The organism is Sorangium sp. So ce726 (assembly GCF_051521405.1).
In the GTDB taxonomy this organism is placed as follows: domain Bacteria; phylum Myxococcota_A; class Polyangia; order Polyangiales; family Polyangiaceae; genus Sorangium.
The window spans coordinates 4,546,537-4,566,170 of the sequence record NZ_CP150349.1 but is presented as its reverse complement, the minus strand read 5'-3'; the positions used below and the strand labels follow the sequence as shown (position 1 = coordinate 4,566,170).

Sequence of the window (19,634 nt, the reverse complement as noted above, 5' to 3'; positions counted from 1 at the left end):
CCCGTACGCGCTGCCGCTTAACCCACTTCGATGCCCACTTCCACCCAGTCGGTCCGTGCAGTGCGGTGCCTTGCGCAGGATGCGTGGATTGCGTCCTCAATGCGCGTGGAGCGGCCCGGAGCGCTCTGCCATTTGCCCCACGCGCGCGCTGACGGCCCAGGCGGCCGGACGCGAGAGGATCCGCTGCTGCACAAGATCGAGCATCAACAGGGCTGGCTCCTCGCCCCGCCACGACGTGCTCGCCGGGGCGAGGCGGCAGAACGCGCGGTGGGGGCGCGCCTCTGGTCGGTCCGATCATCGTAGGGGGAGGTAGCTCTCTCGGAGCCATGTGGAGCGGCACGCGCTCCGGATCGAGGTGGGAGGTTCCATGACGGGCGAGGATTGCTGCGGCGTGGGAGGGGGGCCGGCGCGTTGGCGCGCTAGACTGCGCAACCTGCCGATGCGACCGCGCGCGGAATACCTCGAAGGGCTCGTCGACCTCACGTCCCACGACGACCCGAACGTCCGGCGTGCGCTCTTCCGGCAGACGATCGCCTCGCTGGCCCTGGTCGATGCGCTCGATGGATCGACCCCGCTCGACTCCCTCAGCCCGGATGGCCTGCTCCGGAGCGTCCAGACCGCCATGGCCGACGGGCTGCTCGACGATCTGAGCTGGCTCGCGCCGGCCGCGGCGAGCGTGGCGCTCTACGAGATCGCCGGGGCGCTCCCGCTCGGACCCGAGCGGCGCGAGCTGGGCAGGCGTGTCCTTGGACAGCTCTATGCCGGCAACGCAGCGACGTTCGTCGCCCTCGCGACGCGCATGGCGGCCGGCTCGGCCCGCGGCCTGTCCGGGGCAGGGATCCGCGCCCGCGTGATGCTATCGCTCTGGCTCCCCGCCGGCACCGACATCCCGGTCGAACCGCTCGCGCTGCTGCTCGCCTCGCGGCGCGAGCTGTCGCGCGACTGGATCGCCGCGCCATCGACCGGCTCGCTCCCGGAGCGGCGCCTCGCCGCGCGCCTGATCGAGCGCGCCGCCCGCGAGGCGACCCGCCGGGCCATGCAGGGCGACGACCTCCCGCTCCGGCTGTTCCGCAACGTCGGCGACGGGCGTCGGCGCGACCTCGACCGCAGCGCCGACGGGATCGCGCTCGCCTGGCAGACGCTCCTCGCCGATCGCGAGCCGCTCGTGTGGCGCCACGTCGCGGCGGCGCGAGGGCTGCTCGCCGGGGTGCTGCCCGACTTCGCCGAGGAGGTGCGCGCGCTGCTCGCCCAGGATCTCTCCCCCACCGAGTGGCGGCGCGGCGCGGCGTCGCTGGCCGCGAGCATCGCGGTGGATCCGGAAGGCGCGCTCGGACGCGCGATCGAGCTCCTCCGGAGCCCGCTGCTCGCCGCCGATCCGGGCATCGCCACGGCGATGGCCTGGGGGCTCCCCGTCGCGGCCGACGCGGAGCCCGAGGCCGCTGATGCGCTGCTCGACGAGATCGCGCGCACGTCCCCGATGGCGACCGCCGAGGCGATCGTCGAGCTCCGGCGCGAGCTGCGCGGCGTGATGAGCCGCGGCGAGCCGTTCGGCGCACGCGCCGCGGCGCGCTGCGCCCACGCGCTCGAGGACGCGCTCGAGGCGCCGCCCAGCGCGCACGTCCGCGACGACGGGCTCGCGGCGCTGGCGCGCGTCATCCACCGCGACCTCTCGATGGACAGCGCCGGGGTGGCGCTGCTGCGCGGCGCGCTCGACAGCGCCGTCGCGGCGTTCGTCGAGACCGGCCCGCGCGACGCGCACGGCCGCGCGCTGGAGGCCTACGCCCTCGCGACCGAGGTGGTGGGCGCGCTCGAGGAGATCGAGCTCTGCGAGCTCGACGACGCGCAGAGCACCGCGGCGCGCAGGGCCGCGGTGGGGCTCGTGCGCGAGCTCGACGCCGAGCTGCTCGGCTCCGGCCTGCTGAAGAGCCTCCTGCTCCTGAACCGGCGGCCGAGCGAGGATGCCACCGGGGTCGCGTCCCTGGACGATCTCGACGAGCGGCTCGCTCGCTGGCTGCTCCGCGCCGAGGGGCCCGCCGCCCGCTCGAGCACCTCGCCGCCCCTGCACGTCACCGTCCACCAGCGCAACCTGCGCGCGCTCATCCACCTGATCGACGGCGAGAGCACTGATTTCGGCAGCGAGCCCGAGCTCAAGGCGCGGGTGCTCGCCCGCTGGACGGGCGCCATCAGCGTGCTGCTCGACCGGCTGCGCGCCGAACGCGGCTCGTCGCTCCGCCGCGCCATCGCCGCCTCGGTCGCCCGTGGCCTCGACGCGCTCGTGCGCGAAGGCGCCGCCGACGCGGCCGACATCTTCTTGCACGCGGCGATGCGCGGCGGCGACCCCGACGACCTCGACGTGCTCGGCCAGGCGAGCATGCACCCGGACGTCGCCCAGCTGCTGCGCGCCTACGCGCGGTTTGCGCGCGGCGGGCGTGAGGGCGGCGCGCGCGCGCCGGAGGGCGACGCCGCGGCGTCGCGCCGCTCGGCCCGACAAGGCGGCCTCGACGCGGAGCTCGCCGAGGCCGAGCGCGCGCGCGTGGCGCTCGAGCGCATCGCCGCCCTCGAGGCGCTCGTCACGGCGCTCCCTGCGGGCGCGTCGCAGCGCACGGAGATCGTGCGGGGCGCGCTCGCCCGCCTCTCGCGCGCGCTCGGAGCGATGAACGCGGCCCGCGCGCTCAGCGCGCTGACCGGCGCGGGCGACGGCGACGTGGACGCCTCGCCGCTCGCCGCCCTGGAAGAGGCCTTGACGCGCCTCGCGCAGCTGACCGCGGGCGCGCGCCGGCGCTGCGGGGAGCACCCGGCCTCCGCGCCCTCCGGCGCGACCGAGCCGCTGCGCCTCGCCATCGAGGTCGCGCTGCAGGAGGAAGGCGACGCGGAGCCGAGCGTCGCCGCGCCGATCGAGGCGCTCGTCTCGGCCGCGCGCGCGAGCATCCCGGGCGCGCTCGCCGACGTGGTCGCCCTCGTCGTGCCGCGCGTCCTGCTGCTCCCGGTCCGGCGGCAGAGCGCGCCGAGCGGGGTCGCCCTGCCCGAGCAGCCGCTGCCCGCGTGGCTGCCGAGCCGGCGCACGCTCGGCGGCTTCTACGTGCACCGCCAGCTCGGCGGCGGCTCGCTGGGGACGGTGTTCGTCGTCACCCGCACCGAGGAGCGACACGATCCATCGGCGGAGCGCTTCGCCCTCAAGGTGCCGGAGTACGATCACACGGCGGCCAGGAGCGTCTCGGAAGCCGACTTCCTCCGCCTGTTCCGGGAGGAGGCGGGCGCGCTGCTCTCCCTGCCCGATCACCCGAACCTCGCCCGCTTCGTCACGTTCGACGCGGGCGCCCGCCCCAAGCCGATCCTCGTGATGGAGCTCATCGAGGGCATCCGCTGTGACAAGCTGCTCGACGCTCGAGGCCTCACCTCGCGGAGCGCGGTGGCGCTGCTCGACGGCATCCTCGCCGGGCTGGAAGCCATGCACGCCGTCGGCGTCGGGCACCTCGACATCAAGCCGACGAACGTGATCCTGCGCGGCGGACGCGAGCCCGTGCTCGTCGATTTCGGCCTCGCCGGCCGCCACATCCGCCCCGGCTGCGCCACCGGCTGCTACGGCGCCCCGGAGATCTGGGGCGTCGTCCCCGCCGGGGTCACGCCGACCCCGCTCACAGCCGACGTCTACAGCTTCGGCTGCCTCGCCTACGAGATCCTCACCGGCAAGACGCTGTTCGACGCGCCCACCGAGGTCGCGCTCATCACAGCGCACATCACGCACGACGGGCTCCCTGCGCCGATCAAGCGCATCGCCGACGATCCGAGGACCGCAGATATCGCGGCGTTCATGTATGCCTGTTTACGACACAACCCGACGGATCGCGCGAACGCCTCCTCCCTGAGGGAAATGCTGCTGCGGATCACCGGCCAGCTCGCTGATCTGAGATGGCCGCTCGATGACGGGCGGGCTGCCAGGCCCAACACTGGTGGACCCCGGAAAGTCCATACAGGAAATTCCTGATGCGCTTTTCCTCTGAATCCTGTCGGCTCAAAGAAGGATTTAAGCAGTAGGTTGTCTCTCGGCGGCGCGTTCGGGGGGGCCGCGTTATCAGGCCGCCATGGCCCCCGGGTCAGCGCTGCTCGATCCCCATCGACGTACCGGCGCACCCCGGCGGCCAACCTTTTTCGATCGCGGCGGAGCGCTGGAGTCGCGCCCCGCGATGCTCTAAGGGCGGCGTCATTGAGCCCTGCGCTGAAACCACCTCGCGATGAAGCCGAGCTCCGGCGCCGGGCGGCCGCGCTCGCCGGCCTGACGCTCGCCGATCTCGCACGCGCGCTCGGTTGCGCCGTGCCCCGAGGCGGTGTGCGCACGAAGGGCGCCGCCGGCGCGCTCGTCGAGCGCGCGCTCGGCGCGACGGCCGGCTCGACATCGAGGCCCGATTTTCCCCACCTCGGAATCGAGCTCAAGACGATCCCCGTCGACGTCGCGGGGGCACCGCAGGAGTCGACGTTCGTCTGCTCGATCTCGCTGTCGGACGCCGATCGTGCGGAGTGGGAGACGTCGCGCGCTCGCGCGAAGCTCGCCAGTGTGCTCTGGGTCCCGATCATCGCCGCCCCGGGCCGGCCGAGCGAGGAGCGACGGCTAGGCGCTCCGCGGCTCTGGCGGCCGACGGACGCGCAGGAGCGCGTCCTGCGCGCCGATTTCGAAGACCTGATGGGGCTCATCGGCATCGGCGCCGTCGAGGCGCTCACCGCGCACGCGGGGCGCTGGCTCCAGGTGCGGCCGAAAGCCGCGAGCGGGCGCTCGCGGACGCTCGCGTTCGGACGCGACGGGGAGATGATCGCCGCGCTGCCGCGCGGCTTCTACCTGCGCCCCAGCTTCACCGGCGCGATCCTGGGCGATCCGGCCGCGATCCCGGCGTGACCGGAGAGCCCCCGCCGCGCACGGGCGGCCCTGGCGCGCGTCACTTGCAGGGGACGACCTTCTTGGAGCCGTCCGGCATCGTGGCGGTGCATGTCTCCAGCGAGAGATCGTCGTTCACGGTCGGCGTGACGGCGCGCGGCGGCACCGGCTCGTCCACGGCAGCTCCCCCAGCTTCTGCTGGACGGGTGCGCCCTCGCCCGCCAGCGCCGGCGCGCGGCGGCTTGCCAGCGCTGGCGCTCGGCGCCGTCGTACTCGCTGCGGACGGCCCGCTCCCCGCATCCGCCGCTGTCTCTGTCGAGCTGACGCCCGCATCCGATGGGCCTGCGTCCGCCTCGCCTGCGCCCGCCGCGCTCGCGCCCGCGTCAGCGGTCGCTGCGGTGACCGCAGGGGCAGCGACCGTCGGGCTCGCGGCGGCCGTGTCCGGCGCCTGAGGCACCGTCGCCGTCGGCGCGCCGGGAGCCGCGGTGTCGGCTGACGAAGGCGCGTCCGCCGGAGCGGTTGCCTCGCTCCCTCCCACAGCGAAGCGGCTGCGCTGGAACTGGAGCGCGCCCCACGCGCCCACGAGGACAGCGACAGCCCCGACCCCCACGTAGAGCAGCGTGCGCCCGCGGCGCGGGGCCTCTTCCTCCACCGGAGGCGTGGAGTTGCCCGTGCGCGCGCCCCTGTCGCTCACCGACGGCCCGCCGCTGCTCGTGCGCGAGGCGCGCGACGTCCGCGTCATGGCCGCCCGCGAGGCCGGTGGAGGCAGGTCGAGTTCCACGGCGTGCTGACGAAGGATCCCGCCGATGGTGGTGCGCGTGCCCGGAGCGGCGTACGGCGCGAGCGCCTGAACGAACTCCGCGATCGACTGGAAGCGATCCTCCGGCTCGCGTGCGATCGACTTCTCGATCACCTCGACGAGGCCCTCCGGCACCTCGGGGCGGAGATCCTGGAGCGCCTCGGGCGGCGACGTGTAGATCTTCGCGCACAGCTCGGGGAAGCTGTCGGCCACGTACGGCGGCCTGCCGCCGATGGTCTCGAAGAGGCACACGCCGAGCGCGTAGATGTCAGTGCGAGGATCGACGCTCTTCGAGGAGCGCATCTGCTCGGGGGACATGTACAGCGCGGACCCGAGGATCGTGGTCGTCTGCGTGAGCGAGACGTTGCCCGTGTCGCCGGTGAGGATCTTCGAGACGCCGAAGTCGAGCACCTTGATGTGCGGCGCGCCGTCCGGGCGCTTCGTCAGGAACAGGTTCGCCGGCTTCAGATCGCGGTGGACGATCCCGAGCGCGTGCGCCTCCGCGAGCGCCTCGCACGCCTGGACGATGTGATCGATGCACTCGCCGATCGCGAGCGTGCCCGACTCGGCGGCGTGGCCCGCGAGGTCCACGCCGTCGAGCAGCTCCATCACCATGTAGGGCTCGCCGCTATCGAGGGCGGCCACGTCGAGCACGCGGACGACGTGGTGCGTCTGCAGCTTGGCGACCGTGCGCGCCTCGCGCATGAACCGCTCCGACGCCTCGGTGTACGACATGAACTCCGGGAGCAGGAACTTGATCGCGACACGCGTATCGAGATCGAGGTGCAGCGCCTCGACCACGAGTCCCATGCCTCCACGGCCGATCGTGCGCTCGACGCGGTACTTGCGCGCAATGACGGTGCCAGGCGCAATCGTGTAGACGTTGTCAGCCTTCGGTTCCCCCGGGCCGAGCGGAAACGCAGCCGTCTCCGGGCCGACCGAGACTTCTCCTTCGGTCGAGTCCGGCTCACCAGAGGAGGGCGCCATCGAGCTAAGGTATACACGTCGCGCTTCTCCGAAGCGATTCCCCTCACGCCGCAGGAATGCAAAGAGCTGCGAAAAACCGCCTCCCAGGTGGGACGCGGGCGCGGAACAGGAGGAAGCAAGCGCAACCCAGGGCCAGCCTGCGCGCCTCACGCACCGCCGCACCGCGGACGAAGCGCCCCCGCGGTCCGTTGGTGAGCGCCGAGGACCGCCAGGCCGTTCCTTCAGGTTCGGCTCAGCGGTCGGCCCGCGCTCGTGGCCTCGCAATGCCGGTTGACAGCGAGCTCAGCGGGTGCGCGCCGGCGGAGTCCGGGATCGGCGCATGTTCGCCGTCGAGGAGGTCCGGTGCGGTCCCTCGGTACCGTGCGCCGGGGTTTGCCGCGTCGCCTTGAGGTTGCCGAGATCGGCCTCGATCTCGACGCCGAGCGCACGACAGCGCCGGATGAGCCGCTCCAGATCGACCCCTGCCTCGATCAGCAAGCCCGAGGGGGGCGACGGATCGACGAACATCTCGGCCGCCGGCCTCCGCGTGCGGAGAAGCTCGCGGATCTCGGGATCCTCGATCCAGAGGAAGCCGGAGGCGCCGACGAAGCTCGCCTTGCCGATGACGACGCTCGCCTGGATGAGCATGCGCGAGATGGTGTCCGGCAGCGGCGCGACCGCCTCGATGCGAGAGCGCAGGGCGTCGCTGTCGAGGCCCACCGACAGCGCGCGCGCGATCGACGGCGGCGTGAGCAGGAGATCGACCTGATCGCCGACGCGGCCGATCTCGGCGAACGTCGAGAGCCCGAGCACCGCAGCGACCTTGGCGCTCGGGCCGACGCGAAGCGCGTGCGCCTCGACGAACTTGCTCTTGCTGTTGTCCGAGCTCGGCGCGGAGCCCGCGAGGAGCGCCCGCCCGCGCGGCGTCAGCCGGAGCGCCAGCTCCGCGCTGGCGACGTCCTCGGCCCCGCCGAGATCGATGATCCCGAGCGCCGGCAGCGACTCCAGCGCGATCCGCCGCGTGATCTCGGGGACCTCCGGCGCCTCGACCGAGGCGCGCTCGGCCCAGCGACGGACCAGCCGCTCGACCCCGGCGATGCGCTCGTCCGCCGCCAGGTAGCCCTGCAGCGACTGCCAGGGGACCCAGCGGCCCTCGCCGAGATCGTGCAGCGCATCGAGCACCATCTCGCGGAGCGCGCCGATGGGGCTCGCGTCGCGGTTGTCCGACGCGACCCGGAGCACCTCCCGCTCGGCGCGCGCTTCATCCCACGCGCCGCCGCGGCGCCACGTCGTGAACAGGAGCGGCGTCAGCTCCTGCACCTGGAGCGAGCCGGGCGGCGTCGCCGGCGACGCGGCTGAAGCGTCCCAGAGCCCGACGGCGCGCGACAGCGCGGCGACGAGCGCGACGCCCTCGACGTCCCGCCCGAAGCGCTGCGCGAGCCGAACGAGCAGCGACCGCGGCGTCCCGACGCCGGGGCGCACGTCGCTGCCCGGCTCACGCACGCAGTACGCGAGCGCCAGCGAGAGCATCCCGGGATCCGAGGCAAAGCGAGCGCGCCGCGGGGCGTGATCCTCCTCGAGGACGAACGACCGGATCTGCTCGCGCCGCTTCTCGCGCATCCGGCGGCGATCCGCGCCGACGATCGCGGCCACCTCGGTCGGCACGACGTGCCGGTTCGGATGGATCGGGATGAGGAAGGCGCGGCGCTCGAGCGCGAAGCCCGCGCCGCGGCGGCTCGCGGTCACCCCGCTCGCGCTGCGCAGGCGCATTGGCTCCCGCTCCAGATCGAGCAGCTCCTGCGTGTCCACCTCGCCGCCGACGGCCTCGATGGACTCGAGCAGGCGGCGCTCGACGGGCGCGAGGCGATCGATCTCCTCGCGGAGCCGCTCCGGCTCGCTCAGCGTCTCCCACGCGTTCTCGAGGGACAGCGCGATGGGCGGCGTGGCCGGGCGGCCGAGGTAGTGCGTCGCGATCGCGCTCATCGTCTCGAAGGGCGCCTGCGCGAGCAGCGCCCGGATGGCCCGGGGGTCCTCGCTCTCCCAGCTCTTCAGCTGGACGAGGAACGCCGCCGGGAGCACGAGCTCGATGCCCTCGTCGGTCTTGCGCGCGTACACGACGCCACGGGCGATGAGCGGCTCGAGCCCGGCCGGGAGCGAGGGGACGACGAGCACGCCGCCCGCCTCGGCGATGCGATGGAGCAGCTCGCGGCTGGCGGTCGGGAGCCGCGACGGGTCGCGCACGTCGGGGAGGCCGACCAGCGCCCGCGCCGCCTGAGAAGGCGCGTCGATGCGCTTCGCGGCGTCGATGCGGATCCCCATGCGTGTGATGAGGCCCTTGAGCTCCGACTCTGGGAGGGCGCGGAGGATGGCGTCGAGCCGCCTCGGCGACTCGTCGAGCTCAGCCTCATCACTGCTCGCCATGCCTCCCGATTCGCGTGTCACCCGACCTTGCTCCTCATCTGCAGGATGCTCCCGCCCCGACTGTCGTCCGTTGGTCGTGGTCATGCGCTCGACTTGATCTCCCGGATATCCGATGACCCACGTTAACCAACTGAATAGTCAGCCTCCTACCGTACACCAGGATGCTCGTCCAGCCTCAAGAAATCGAGCACTTTCCTCCTCCGATCACAATTTTCTCCGATCGCAATTTCGTTCGCTCACCTCGCGGCGCCTCCTTTTCGTCTGTTCTTCGTCTGTTCGCGTGTGTTCACGTCTGTTCACGGCTGTTCACCCCGCTTCACCCCGCTGTGGTTCGCGTCGTCCTCGCACGTTCCTCGCACGTTTCTCGCACGTTCCTCGGTCCGCGCACGTTCCACGCATGACCACCCGCTGTTCACGCGATTCGCCTCAGGCATCTCAGCCGCGCATCTCGAGCGCTCGTCTCGTGTACCGCGACCGCACGCAACCGCACGCAACCGCACGCAATCACACGCGCTCGTACGCAATCGCATGCTGCCGCGGGACCGCGTTCGCAGCGCCGTGGTGCGCCACGCGCGCCTTGCCATCACGCGACACTCGACACGATTTCGCGCTCGCTCGACGTCCGCGACGTCGACCGCACGGCGTCGGCCGCGCGAGTCCGCCTTGGCGTGGCTGGCCACGTCGCGTGGATTCCGTCGCACGCCACGCTCAGGGCGCCCCGATGTCGCGCGCCTGTCGTCCTCGTCGGGCAGAGCCGACCGGTTCGCTGGATCGCTCACGAGGAAGGCTAGGCGACGAGCCGCGCTTGCCTTCCCGCGGGCCCACGTGGGAACGTCGCATACCTCCTTGATTTCCCGCCCCTGTTCGAGGCGCACCATGCTGTGCTCCACACCGCACGCCCGAAGCAATGAGCCCTCCCCTCTGCGCGCACGCCCGCAGATCGACGCCATCAGGCGACTCCTGAGTGACTCGGCGCCGTTTGCGCCCATGGCGTCGAGTGGAGACCCATCGTGATTTTGCGCGACCCAGTCCACGGCTTGATCGAGTTCGAGAGCGGCGAAGCGGCCATCGTTCCGCGCTTGCTCGGCACTCGCGAGGTGCAGCGGCTGCGGCGCATCCGTCAGCTCGGGCTGACGTCGCTCGCCTTCCCAGGCGCCGAGCACACCCGCTTCTCGCACGCGCTCGGGGCCGCCCACGTGATGCGCCTCCTGATCGCGAGGCTCCGTCAAATCGATCGCGACCTTCCGTTCTGGCAGAGAGTGACCAGCGACCGCGCGCGCGACGCGATCGCCGCAGCGTTCCTGCACGATCTCGGCCACGGCCCGCTGTCGCATCTCTTCGAGGAGGCCATGCCGGGAGCGCTCCACCACGAGCGCTGGACCGAGCGCATCCTGCTCGACCCGTCCTCGGACGTGCACCAGGTGCTCGTGCGCCAGGATCCCTACCTCCCGCAGCGGGTCGCCGACCTCATCGGCGGACGGCACGAGCTGCCGTACCTCGCCAAAGCGGTGAGCGGGACCTTTGACGTGGATCGCTGCGACTACCTGCTCCGCGACGCGCACGCGACGGGCGTCAGGTACGGCGAGTACGACCTGCCATGGCTGCTCCGCAGCCTCAGGTTCAGCGACGTCCAGGTGGAGATGCCCGGCGGCGGCGCAGCGTCTGCCCCGCCAGCGCCCGCGCTCGCCATCGACGGGACGAAGGGGATGAGCGCGATAGAGTCGTTCCTGCTCGCCCGCTTCTTCATGTTTCAGCAGGTCTATTTCCACAAGACGACGCGCAGCGCGGAGTGGATGATCGGCGCCATCCTCCGGCGCGTCGTCACCCGCCTCGCCGCCGGGGACCGGATCCCCGAGGTCCCCACGGCCGTCGCTGCGATGGCCGTCGGCGAGATGCCCACCCTGGAGCAGTACCTCGAGCTCGACGATCAGGTCCTGCTCGGGGCCATCCATGCCTGGGAAGCGGCGCCCGATCCCGTGCTGTCCGATCTCGCCCGCCGCCTGCGCGTGCGCTCGCTCTTCAAGTCGGTCGAGCTGTTCCCGGAGCCAGGCGAGTCGCCGGCCGAGCGCGACGCCCGGCGCGCAGCGGCGCTGGAGACCGTGCGCGAGATCGCGCAGAGCGCCGGGCTCGACCCGGAGGTGTACGTCGGCGTCGACGTCGCCGAGGACACGCCCTACGCCGAAGACGCGTCGCTCATGGTCGTCTACTCCAAAGGGCGTCCGCGCCGACCCGCCGAGGTGTCCTTCTTGCTGGATCGGCTGCGCAACGAGACGATGACACGCACCCGGATCCTCTTCGCGCCCGAGCTGCGGGATACGGTGCGGGAGGCGCTGATACGCTGATGACCACCAGGAACAAGGCAGCCCGGGGATCGTCCGCGCCCACGCGCCGCGCCCTCGCCAGAGCGCTCGCCGGCGTCGCAGCGCTCGCGGCGCTCGCGGGGGCGTCCACAGCGCACGCGGAGGGCGACGGCGCGTACGGCCGGCTGGACGGAGACATCGATCTGCGCGCGGGCGCGGGCGCATCGTTCGCGGACGGCGGTCCGGCGCTCTGCGCGCGCGGCGCCGCGGTGTACCTCTCGACCGCCGGCCTGTACGCGCACTACACCGACGCGCTCGGCGCAGAGGGAGCGCCCGTCGCGCGCTCGATCGCGAGCGGCGTCTTCATCCAGCCGCTCTTCCTCGCGCGCTATGCGAGCGATCTCGAGCGCAGCGCGCCCTGGCTCGACCTCTTCATCGATTCCGTGGCGCTCGGCGTGGGCTCGTTCTGGGAAGCGCCGCCGGGAGCCGGGCTCGCCGCGGAGCCTGGGCTGGAGCTCTCGCTGTCGCTCGACGTGCCGCTCCTGGGAGACGCCACGGGCCCGTTCCTCGGCCTGCGGGGCGCGCTCCGCTTTCGCGGGCCGGAGCTCTCGGGCGACGATGGCCCGCGCGACGCGCAGCGGGCGCTCATCTCGGTCACGCTCGGCTGGCATCACGTCCTCCGCGCGCACCTCGTCGACGCAGGCGACCGCGCCCCCGCCCAGGTGGCGGCGCAGCGCGGCGTGGTTGGCGCGAGGATCCGTTGAGCGCCGCGCTCGGCGAGCTGCGCGCGGCGCTGGTGGCCGCGTTCCACGCCGGGCTGACGGAGCTCGACCCAGCAGGGCTCGTCGAGCGCGCGCTCGACGCTGAGGCCGGAGCGCACCGCGGCCGCGTGTTCGTGATCGCGGCGGGGAAGGCGGCGCCCGGGATGGCCCAGGGGGCGCTCCGCCGCTGGGGCGACAGGATCGCCGGAGGGCTCGTCATCACCGTCGCGGCCCCGGTGCTCGCCGCGCACGATGAGAAGACATCGCTGGCCGATCCCGAGGAGGCCGCGCTGCGCCCGCTGCGCATGATGCGCGCGGCGCACCCCATCCCCGATGCGCGCAGCGTGGACGCGGCCGAAGCGGCGCTCACCATGGCGGCCGCGCTCGGGCCCGAGGATCTGTTGATCGCCCTCCTCTCCGGCGGCGCCTCGGCGCTGCTCGCCGCGCCGCCTCCAGGCGTGTCCCTCGCGGACAAGCAGGCCGTCGTCGCAGAGCTCCTTGAAGCAGGCGCGCCGATCCAGGACGTCAACCTCGTTCGCCGCCACCTGTCGCGGATCAAGGGCGGGCGGCTCGCGGCGGCGGCGGCCCCGGCGCGCGTGCTGACGCTGCTCATGAGCGACGTCGTGGGTGGACTCCCGCACGACGTCGGCTCGGGCCCCACCGTCCCGGACCCGACGCGCGTGGAAGAAGCGCTCGCCGCCCTCGATCGCTGGGCTCCTCGGTTCGCGCGGCTCACGCCCGCGTTCAGCGAGTCGCTGAAGCCAGCGGACGCGCAGCGCCTGGAAGCGCGCGTGCTCGCCGATCCGGAGAAGCTCGCCGAGCGCGTGGCGGCGGCCCTCGCCGACAGGGCAGGGCTCCGCGCCGCCGCAGCCCCCGCCGAGGACGGCGATGCGCGCGCGATCGTGGAGCGCCGCCTCGCGCTCGCGCGCACCCTCGCTCCCGGCGAAGCCGTCGTGATCCCGTGCGAGCCCACGCTGGCGCTGCCGGCCCACCGCGGCGCCGGCGGCCGCGCAGGATGGATCGCGCTCGCCGCCCTGCGCGGCTTGCCGCCGGACGTCGCGCTCCTCTGCGCGGCCTCCGACGGCGTCGACGGCAGCTCCGGCGCCGCAGGAGCAGCCGTCGCCCGCGCGGCAGCCGCCGCGATGGACGATCGCACGATCGACGCGGCGCTCGCGCGCTTCGACGACGCCGTCGTTCACCGCGCGCTCGGCACGCGTGTCGAGACGGGGCCGACAGGTCACAACCTCACGGACCTGCACATCGTCGCGCGGGACTTCCTCGGAGGCGCGCGTGTGCGCTGACCCGGCAGCGCGCTGCGGCGCGGCAGCGTGCGTGAGCTCACGCGGCGACGCGGGCTACGACGCGGGCTCACGCGCGCAGGCGCGATGAGCGGCGCGCACGCCCCGGAGGCGGCGCGCCCTCACTGCGGCTCGGCGACAGCGGCCGTGGTGTCGCCCATCGCTTCGCGCACCGTGAGCGCGAGCGCGCAGCTGTTCGCCTGCCGCTGCCGTGCATCGAGCACGCTCCCCTCGATCGACGGCGTCCCGCCGATGAGATTGCCGCTCGCTTCGCGCCGCACCCGCAGGATGGGCTTGCCGTCCGACAGCCGCCACACCCCGACCCGCGCCATGTGCGGCACCCCGAGCAACGCCTCGGTGCTCGCCGCTCCCTCGGCCGGCTCGTCGAGGACGAGGAGGTAATACTGCGCCCGCGTGAGGAGCTCCGCCGCGAGCGGAACATCGTCGCGCATCGTGTCCTCGAAGCTGGACTCCAGCAGCCGCAAGCGGAGCTCGCTCGACGCATCCTGTGCGTCACGCACCCACTCGTCCGAGAGGACGTGCATCGTCCGGTAGGCGACGCGCAGGTTGAAGGGCTGCGCGGGCCTGGAGCAGCGCTCGGCCTCGTTGCAGTACTCGCCCGCGGGGCAGTCCCGCGTGCGCTTGCACTCCGCGCCGGCCAGCGGGTTCGGGTTCGGCACACGCAAGAGGCACGCAGTGAAGGCGTCGCGGAGCGACTGCTGCGCGTTCTTCCGGACGGTGTCGACGCCCGTGGCCTCGTCTACCCGGAGGCGCAGGTAAATACCCGCAAGCTCACGGAAATTCCATGTCTTGAGCGCCTCCCGATCCACGAGATCGGCCCCAGCGCTCCGCGCCAGATCGAGGGTCCAGCCCTCAACGCGCTCGCGCATGGGGAACCAGCGCGGGCCGAGCTCGACGGCGACTGCGCGCTGCCGCGCCATCAGCTTCTGGCGCGCGCTCTCCATCTGCCCCTGGGACCACTTCCAGTGGAGGATCGCCGAGACCGCCAGGACGAGGGCCGTGTAACCCCAGAATTTCGCCGGGGGCCAGCGCATCTTGGAGCGCGCCTCGCGCGCCTTGTAGACCGACGGCAGGCCGCGCTCGCGGGGCGGCTGTTCAGAGGACATAGCAGAGGCTCCACGCAGGAGGCCCCAGCCCGATCACCCGAGCAAGGCAGCCTTCTCCACACGAGCCGCGTAGAGGGAAAGGCCGCGCCGAGCGCGCCGCTGGAGCCACCACATTCCATGGTGACCGAGGCCGCCGGGAATCGCCCAGCATGCCCCATCCTTCTGTGCTTGATAGGTCAAGAAGCGGAGATCACTGCGACTTCGGGAGCTTGCTGACCATGAAGCTGACGTTCGGGTAACCGGCGAACGCCGCGGTCTGGAACACGCTCTTCACGACCAGCGCAGGCACGTTCTGATCGACCTGGAGGATGCACACGCCGGGGAACGGCTTGTTCGGCTGCACCTGCTTCCACAGCTCGCGCTTGTTCTTGAGCAGGTTGAAGAGCTCGTCGATCTTCTGAAGACGCCCGAGCTCCTCGATCGCGCGGGTCGACCCGGCCAGGGCGCCGTCGACGAGGATCTGGTTGCCGTTCACGGCGACCATCGGCGCGTCGATGACGTCCTCGACGTTCTCCGCCTTCGGGAGCTTGACGTTCTTGTCGACGGCGATCTCGCCTGATGCCGAGAAGGACATCAGGAGGAAGATCACGGTCACGACGAGGAAGTCGATGAAGCTCACGAGGTTGAGCCCCGCGTTCGGGCTGCGAGCGCCGTGTCCGGACACCTTGTTCCACACGAACCGGAGCGGCACGCCCTTCATCAGCCGGCGACCCGGCTGGTGGATCACGTGAGCGTGGGGGTTCTTGTGGTGCTTCGGATTGAACCTATCCATGTGCGCGCTCCTGCCTCAGCGGACCGAGAACGTCATGTTGAACACGGGGACCTGCTTGTTCCCATCGGGCAGCCGCATCTCGCGCTTGGGCGCGTAGAGCGCGTCGAGCACCGCGACGATCTCCTTGAAGGGCGTCCGGTTGTCGGTGTGGAGGATGGCCTGGTCGAGCTTCTTGTCGCTCGGATCCCGGTGGCCGCCGTGGGTCTTCCACTCCTCCTCGATCCGCTTCGCCAGCTCGGGGTAGCGGACGATCTTCGAGCCCGCCTCGCCGAGTTCGACGGGCGACTTGTTGACCTTGACCTCGTTGACCACCGTCGCGCCCTGCTTCCACACGAGCCCGAACTCGCTCTCGCCGATGTGCAGGTTCAGCACCTTCTCCGGCGTCTGCGGGGTGAGCTCCTTGTTCGGGTCCGGAGGGCCAGGGACCTGGGCGTCCGCGTTCATGCGCGAGTTGGTGACCCAGACCGCCGTGATCAACAGGAATGCAATCGTGACCATCAGCAGGTCGATGAACGGGATCATGTTGATATCGCTGTTCGTCGACCGCTTCTTGCCGCCACCGTCGCCGACGTCTACGCCGCCCATATTGCCTTCCCAACGTGAGCCTGAGCTCACCTATCCAAGTTGTTCCGGGGAACGCCCTGCCCGCAGCTCGCGGTGGGCCACCATGCTGGGTCTGACTTCGTCGCTCTTCCGAAGTTCCCGGGGCCCCGGCGGCGGAAGCCGCCGTCCGGGGCTTCGAGGCGCGAGAGCGGGCCCAGGCGACATCGCGCGCGCAGGGCGCTCGACGACCCGGGCCCGCCGAGGACCATCAGGCAGCCGCCTGACCTACTGCTGCGACATTCACCTTTTGACGGTTCGCGACGACGAGGTTGAGGATCTGCACCGACGCCTCGTTGATGTCGTCCTCGATGTGCTGCGTCTTGCCGTTCAGCACGGCGAAGCCGATGAGGCCGATGATGGCCACGCCGAGGCCGAAGGCGGTGCAGTTCATGGCCTCGGAGATCCCGAGCGCGAGCACGCGGGCCTTCTGGCTCGGGTCGACCGACTCGCCGGCGACGGAGCCGAACGACTTGATGAGGCCCGTCACGGTCCCGAGGAGGCCGGAGAGCATCGCGAGGTTCGCGAGCAGCGCGAGGTACGAGGTGCGCGCCGAGATCTTCGGCAGCTCGCGGAGAGCCGCCTCGTCCATCGCCGCCTGGACCTCCTCGTCGGGACGGTTCACCTTGACAAGGCCGGCCTGGACGATGCGGGCGAGCGGGGCGTTCGCCGCCGAACACATCTTCACGGCCTTGGCAACGTCACCCGCCAGGATGCACTTCTGCATGGTGGCGAGAAAGACGTCCTTGTTGATGGACGAGCCGAACAGGTAGAGGGCGCGTTCGACGATGATGCCGATCGTGAGGATCGACCAGAACAGGATGGGCCACATACCCCACCCACCCTCTTTGAAAGCTTCATACGCTCCGTGCATTGCTTCTGTCCTCCAGTTCGCCTCGCGTCCCCGGGATGAGGTTTCGCGCAACTCGATCGGTTCCCTTTGTCAGACTCGTGTTGCCGAGGGGCGGCAGTCTTTCACTCACACGTAAAGACGGATGAGAGGCCTATTTTGCTTGGCGGCGCTGGCCGTGGACGGCGTGCTGCTGTCGCTCTCTGGCGAGATGCCCACGGGACGCTAACCGAGCGGCGCTGACCTCTGCAAGAGTCCTGATCGTCTCTTCTGGTGCCGGCGCCCGGCGCCGTCCCAGCTCTCCCACCTGTCGTCCAAGACTGACTTCGCGTCGTCGCGCCAGGGGCCCTTTCATGGCTCTGGGCGCGGCTCCCCGTTCACCGCAGAGCGTGCCGCCTTGTGGCCGAGCTACGCCGACGCGCCCGGGGGACTCGCGCATCTTCGCGATTGAGACCCGGCGCCGTCAAGAGAGATTTGGCCACACGTGAGCGCTCTGATACGGGCAAAACTTTACAACAATCGCGGGGTTATGTCATGATCGGCCGGGAGCGATGCGAGCCGACCGGCGGCAGATCCCGCGAAATCCAGGGGGCGCAGCGCCCGCATGACCACCGCCGGCCCGACCGCGCGCCGCGGCAGTGCGAGGCGCATCACCCGAGAGCGAGCGCAGCAACTCATCCGCCCGGAGGAGGACGCGGCGATGGCAGAGCGCGGTAGCCCGCTCAGACGCCGGCAGCCGGAGCGATTCAGGGGTCTCCGGATCTACCTGTCCGGCCTCGGCGCCGCCGGCGCCCGTCCGCATGGCCAGGGTGAGCTCGCCGTGAGATGCGCTGGTTCTTGCGGGGATTTTCGGCGATCCCGGCCTCGCGGCTCGGGGAGCGGCAGCATCGCCGAGCTTGCGCACGGGATCGGGCGGCAGTTATAGTCGCCGCGCCTGGAGATTGTCGGGCTTCTGACGACGCTGAGAAAGGGACTTCGAGGATGCGTCATCTGCTGATGTTGGCGGCCGAGGGTGGTGGCGAAGGTGGGATGTGGGAGGCCATCAAACACAATCCGACCTTCCTGATCGCGAACCTGGTCGTCTCCGCGGTCGTGGTGACCATCATCATCGAACGAACCGCGTTCCAGCTGGGACGCTACCGAGTGAACTCCAAGGAGTTCTTCGCGCAGGTCAAGAAGCTGGTGGCCGCCGGCAACATCGACCGCGCCATCAAGCTCTGCGACGCGAGCGACTACCCGATCCTGCAGCTCGTCAAGGCCGGCCTGACCCACGCGAACAAGGGGGCCGACGAGATCGACGCCGCGCTCAGCGAGAAGCTGTCCGAGCTCAAGCCGGCCGTGGAGAAGCGCATCGGCGCCCTGTGGTCGCTCGCGAACATCGCGACGCTGATCGGCCTCATCGGGACGGTCTCCGGCCTGATCAACACGTTCGCCTCCATCGCCGCCCAGGGTCTCTCGCAGGCCGACAAGCAGCGGATGCTCTCGAACGGCATCGCCGAGGCCATGTACAACACGGCGTTCGGCCTCGCCATCGCGGTGGTGTGCATGATCGCGCACGTGTTGCTCCACACCCGCTCCAAGAACATCCAGCACGATCTGGAGTCGACGACCGAGCGCGTCTTCAACCTGCTCACGATCAGCAGCAAGCCTGGCTACTAGCCCATGGCGGACCCGCAAGACGTCCCGCTCAGCTCGGCGCAGCGATCGAAGATCCGGCGCCTCTCGCAGCCCAAAGAGCCCGAAGCCGGGGAGGAGGCCGGCGAGCTCAACGTCGTTCCGTACCTCGACATCATCACGAACATCCTCATCTTCGTGCTCGCCAGCGTGTCGGTGACATTCGTGTCGTCGATCGACACGACGCCGCCTTCCATCGGCGGGGGCAAGGTGCGCAGCGAGCTCTCCAGCAAGGCGTTGAACCTCTCCGCGTTCATCACCAGCCAGGGGATCTCGCTGAAGACGTCGAGCGGCAACATCGCGACCGGCTGCCAGGACGTCGGCGGCGGGGTCACGGTGCCGAAGGCGAACGATAGCTATGACTATCCCGCGCTCACAGGGTGCGCGAAGCGCCTCAAGAACGCCCGTCCCGAGTTCAAAGAGGAGACGCAGGTGACGATCACGGCGAACCCGGGCATCGACTACAAGACGATCATCGACGTGATGGATGCGCTGAGGAGCGACGACGGGGAGCTGCTGTTCCCGGAGGTCCACTTCGGGGTGGCTCGATGAGCGCCGAACAGCGACCTGCCCCGCGGCCGAAGGCGAGCGTCGTCCGCTACAAAGCGGCCCTCCGGAAGGCGATCCGAAGGAACCGGCGGGACCCTGAGATCGACTTCTTGAACATCACGGCGATGCTCGACCTGATGACGATCATCCTCGTCTTCTTGCTGAAGAGCGTGGGATCGTCGGCGGCATCCATCCCCCAGTCGAAGGACCTCACCCTGCCGAAGTCGGTGATGCAGGCCGAGCCCTCCCAGGAGGGTGTGGTCGTCATCGTCTCGAAGTCGCAGATCCTGGTCGGCGAGGATCCGACCCCGATCGTCATGCTGCCCAACCGCGAGCAGCTCGCGCAGTCGGGCGTCGACGCAAAGTACAAGCGCAGCGGGCCGAACGATCTCTACATCGTGCCGCTGGCGAACGCCCTGTCCCACGCGCGCGAGACGGACAAAGCCATTCGCGCCGCGAAAGGGCTCGATCCGTCGTCATCGGAGGCGATCATCGTCGCCGACGCGACCACGCCGTACCGCCTCCTGATCGAGGTCCTGTTCACGCTCGGGCAGAGCGAGTTCGGCAAGTACCACCTGATGGTGCTGAGCGGCGGCCGCAAGCCGTAGCCATCCCTTCCCCGCCCTGCGGTGCCAAGAGGCCCCGCGACG

General features: G+C 71.0%; 14 protein-coding genes. 8 read left to right on the top strand and 6 right to left on the bottom strand.

What is annotated here, in order from left to right; translation table 11 throughout:
- Nucleotides 1–439 precede the first annotated feature (439 nt).
- Complete coding sequence (locus WME79_RS17000; protein ID WP_437536707.1) at nt 440–3,985, top strand: protein kinase domain-containing protein; 3,546 nt, start codon at nt 440–442, stop codon at nt 3,983–3,985.
- Nucleotides 3,986–4,204: 219 nt separating this feature from the next.
- Nucleotides 4,205–4,888: a DNA mismatch repair endonuclease MutH gene (gene mutH / locus WME79_RS16995; RefSeq protein WP_437536704.1), complete on the top strand. Its 684-nt coding sequence runs from the start codon at nt 4,205–4,207 to the stop codon at nt 4,886–4,888.
- Nucleotides 4,889–4,928: 40 nt separating this feature from the next.
- On the opposite strand, the gene WME79_RS16990 is transcribed toward mutH, so the two are convergent.
- Both WME79_RS16990 and WME79_RS16985 read right to left on the bottom strand, forming a co-directional pair.
- Nucleotides 4,929–6,653: a serine/threonine protein kinase gene (locus WME79_RS16990; RefSeq protein ID WP_437536701.1), complete on the bottom strand. Its 1,725-nt coding sequence runs from the start codon at nt 6,651–6,653 to the stop codon at nt 4,929–4,931.
- Between the two features lie 282 nt (nt 6,654–6,935).
- Nucleotides 6,936–9,053: a hypothetical protein gene (locus WME79_RS16985; RefSeq protein WP_437536698.1), complete on the bottom strand. Its 2,118-nt coding sequence runs from the start codon at nt 9,051–9,053 to the stop codon at nt 6,936–6,938.
- A gap of 1,010 nt (nt 9,054–10,063) precedes the next feature.
- On the opposite strand from WME79_RS16985, the gene WME79_RS16980 reads away from it, so the two are divergent.
- Genes WME79_RS16980 through WME79_RS16970 form a run of 3 tightly spaced genes read left to right on the top strand, consistent with a single transcriptional unit; the run spans nt 10,064 to nt 13,415 of the window.
- Nucleotides 10,064–11,395 (top strand): HD domain-containing protein, encoded by a 1,332-nt coding sequence (locus WME79_RS16980; protein WP_437536696.1) that lies wholly within the window; start codon nt 10,064–10,066, stop codon nt 11,393–11,395.
- Nucleotides 11,395–12,117, top strand: coding sequence for a hypothetical protein (locus WME79_RS16975; RefSeq protein ID WP_437536693.1), 723 nt, complete (start codon nt 11,395–11,397; stop codon nt 12,115–12,117). The genes WME79_RS16980 and WME79_RS16975 overlap by 1 nt, the downstream gene beginning before the upstream one ends.
- Nucleotides 12,114–13,415 carry a DUF4147 domain-containing protein gene (locus WME79_RS16970; RefSeq protein WP_437536690.1) on the top strand — a complete coding sequence of 434 codons (1,302 nt, stop codon included), beginning with the start codon at nt 12,114–12,116 and terminating at the stop codon, nt 13,413–13,415. The genes WME79_RS16975 and WME79_RS16970 overlap by 4 nt, the downstream gene beginning before the upstream one ends.
- Before the next feature lie 119 nt (nt 13,416–13,534).
- Here the strand turns inward: WME79_RS16970 and WME79_RS16965 are convergent, their stop codons facing one another.
- The 4 genes from WME79_RS16965 to WME79_RS16950 form a co-directional block, all read right to left on the bottom strand.
- Entirely contained in the window at nt 13,535–14,539 is a 1,005-nt protein-coding gene (locus tag WME79_RS16965) for a hypothetical protein (RefSeq protein WP_437536687.1), read from the bottom strand.
- A gap of 190 nt (nt 14,540–14,729) precedes the next feature.
- A complete protein-coding gene (locus WME79_RS16960; protein ID WP_020735583.1) occupies nt 14,730–15,311 on the bottom strand; it encodes an ExbD/TolR family protein in 582 nt (193 codons plus the stop codon).
- 15 nt (nt 15,312–15,326) lie between these two features.
- Nucleotides 15,327–15,896, bottom strand: coding sequence for an ExbD/TolR family protein (locus WME79_RS16955; RefSeq protein ID WP_437536684.1), 570 nt, complete (start codon nt 15,894–15,896; stop codon nt 15,327–15,329).
- 226 nt (nt 15,897–16,122) lie between these two features.
- Nucleotides 16,123–16,743 (bottom strand): MotA/TolQ/ExbB proton channel family protein, encoded by a 621-nt coding sequence (locus WME79_RS16950; protein WP_231864858.1) that lies wholly within the window; start codon nt 16,741–16,743, stop codon nt 16,123–16,125.
- 1,014 nt (nt 16,744–17,757) lie between these two features.
- Between WME79_RS16950 and WME79_RS16945 the strand changes: the two genes are divergently transcribed.
- From WME79_RS16945 to WME79_RS16935, 3 genes are read left to right on the top strand one after another with little or no spacing between them, the layout of a single operon-like run.
- A complete protein-coding gene (locus WME79_RS16945) occupies nt 17,758–18,420 on the top strand; it encodes a MotA/TolQ/ExbB proton channel family protein (protein ID WP_272098212.1) in 663 nt (220 codons plus the stop codon).
- A 3-nt stretch (nt 18,421–18,423) separates the two neighbouring features.
- The gene (locus WME79_RS16940; protein ID WP_437536681.1) at nt 18,424–18,987 is read left to right on the top strand and encodes an ExbD/TolR family protein; all 564 of its coding nucleotides are present in this window, start codon (nt 18,424–18,426) and stop codon (nt 18,985–18,987) included.
- Entirely contained in the window at nt 18,984–19,592 is a 609-nt protein-coding gene (locus tag WME79_RS16935) for an ExbD/TolR family protein (protein WP_012235622.1), read from the top strand. Before WME79_RS16940 ends, WME79_RS16935 begins: the two co-directional genes overlap by 4 nt.
- Nucleotides 19,593–19,634 lie beyond the last annotated feature (42 nt).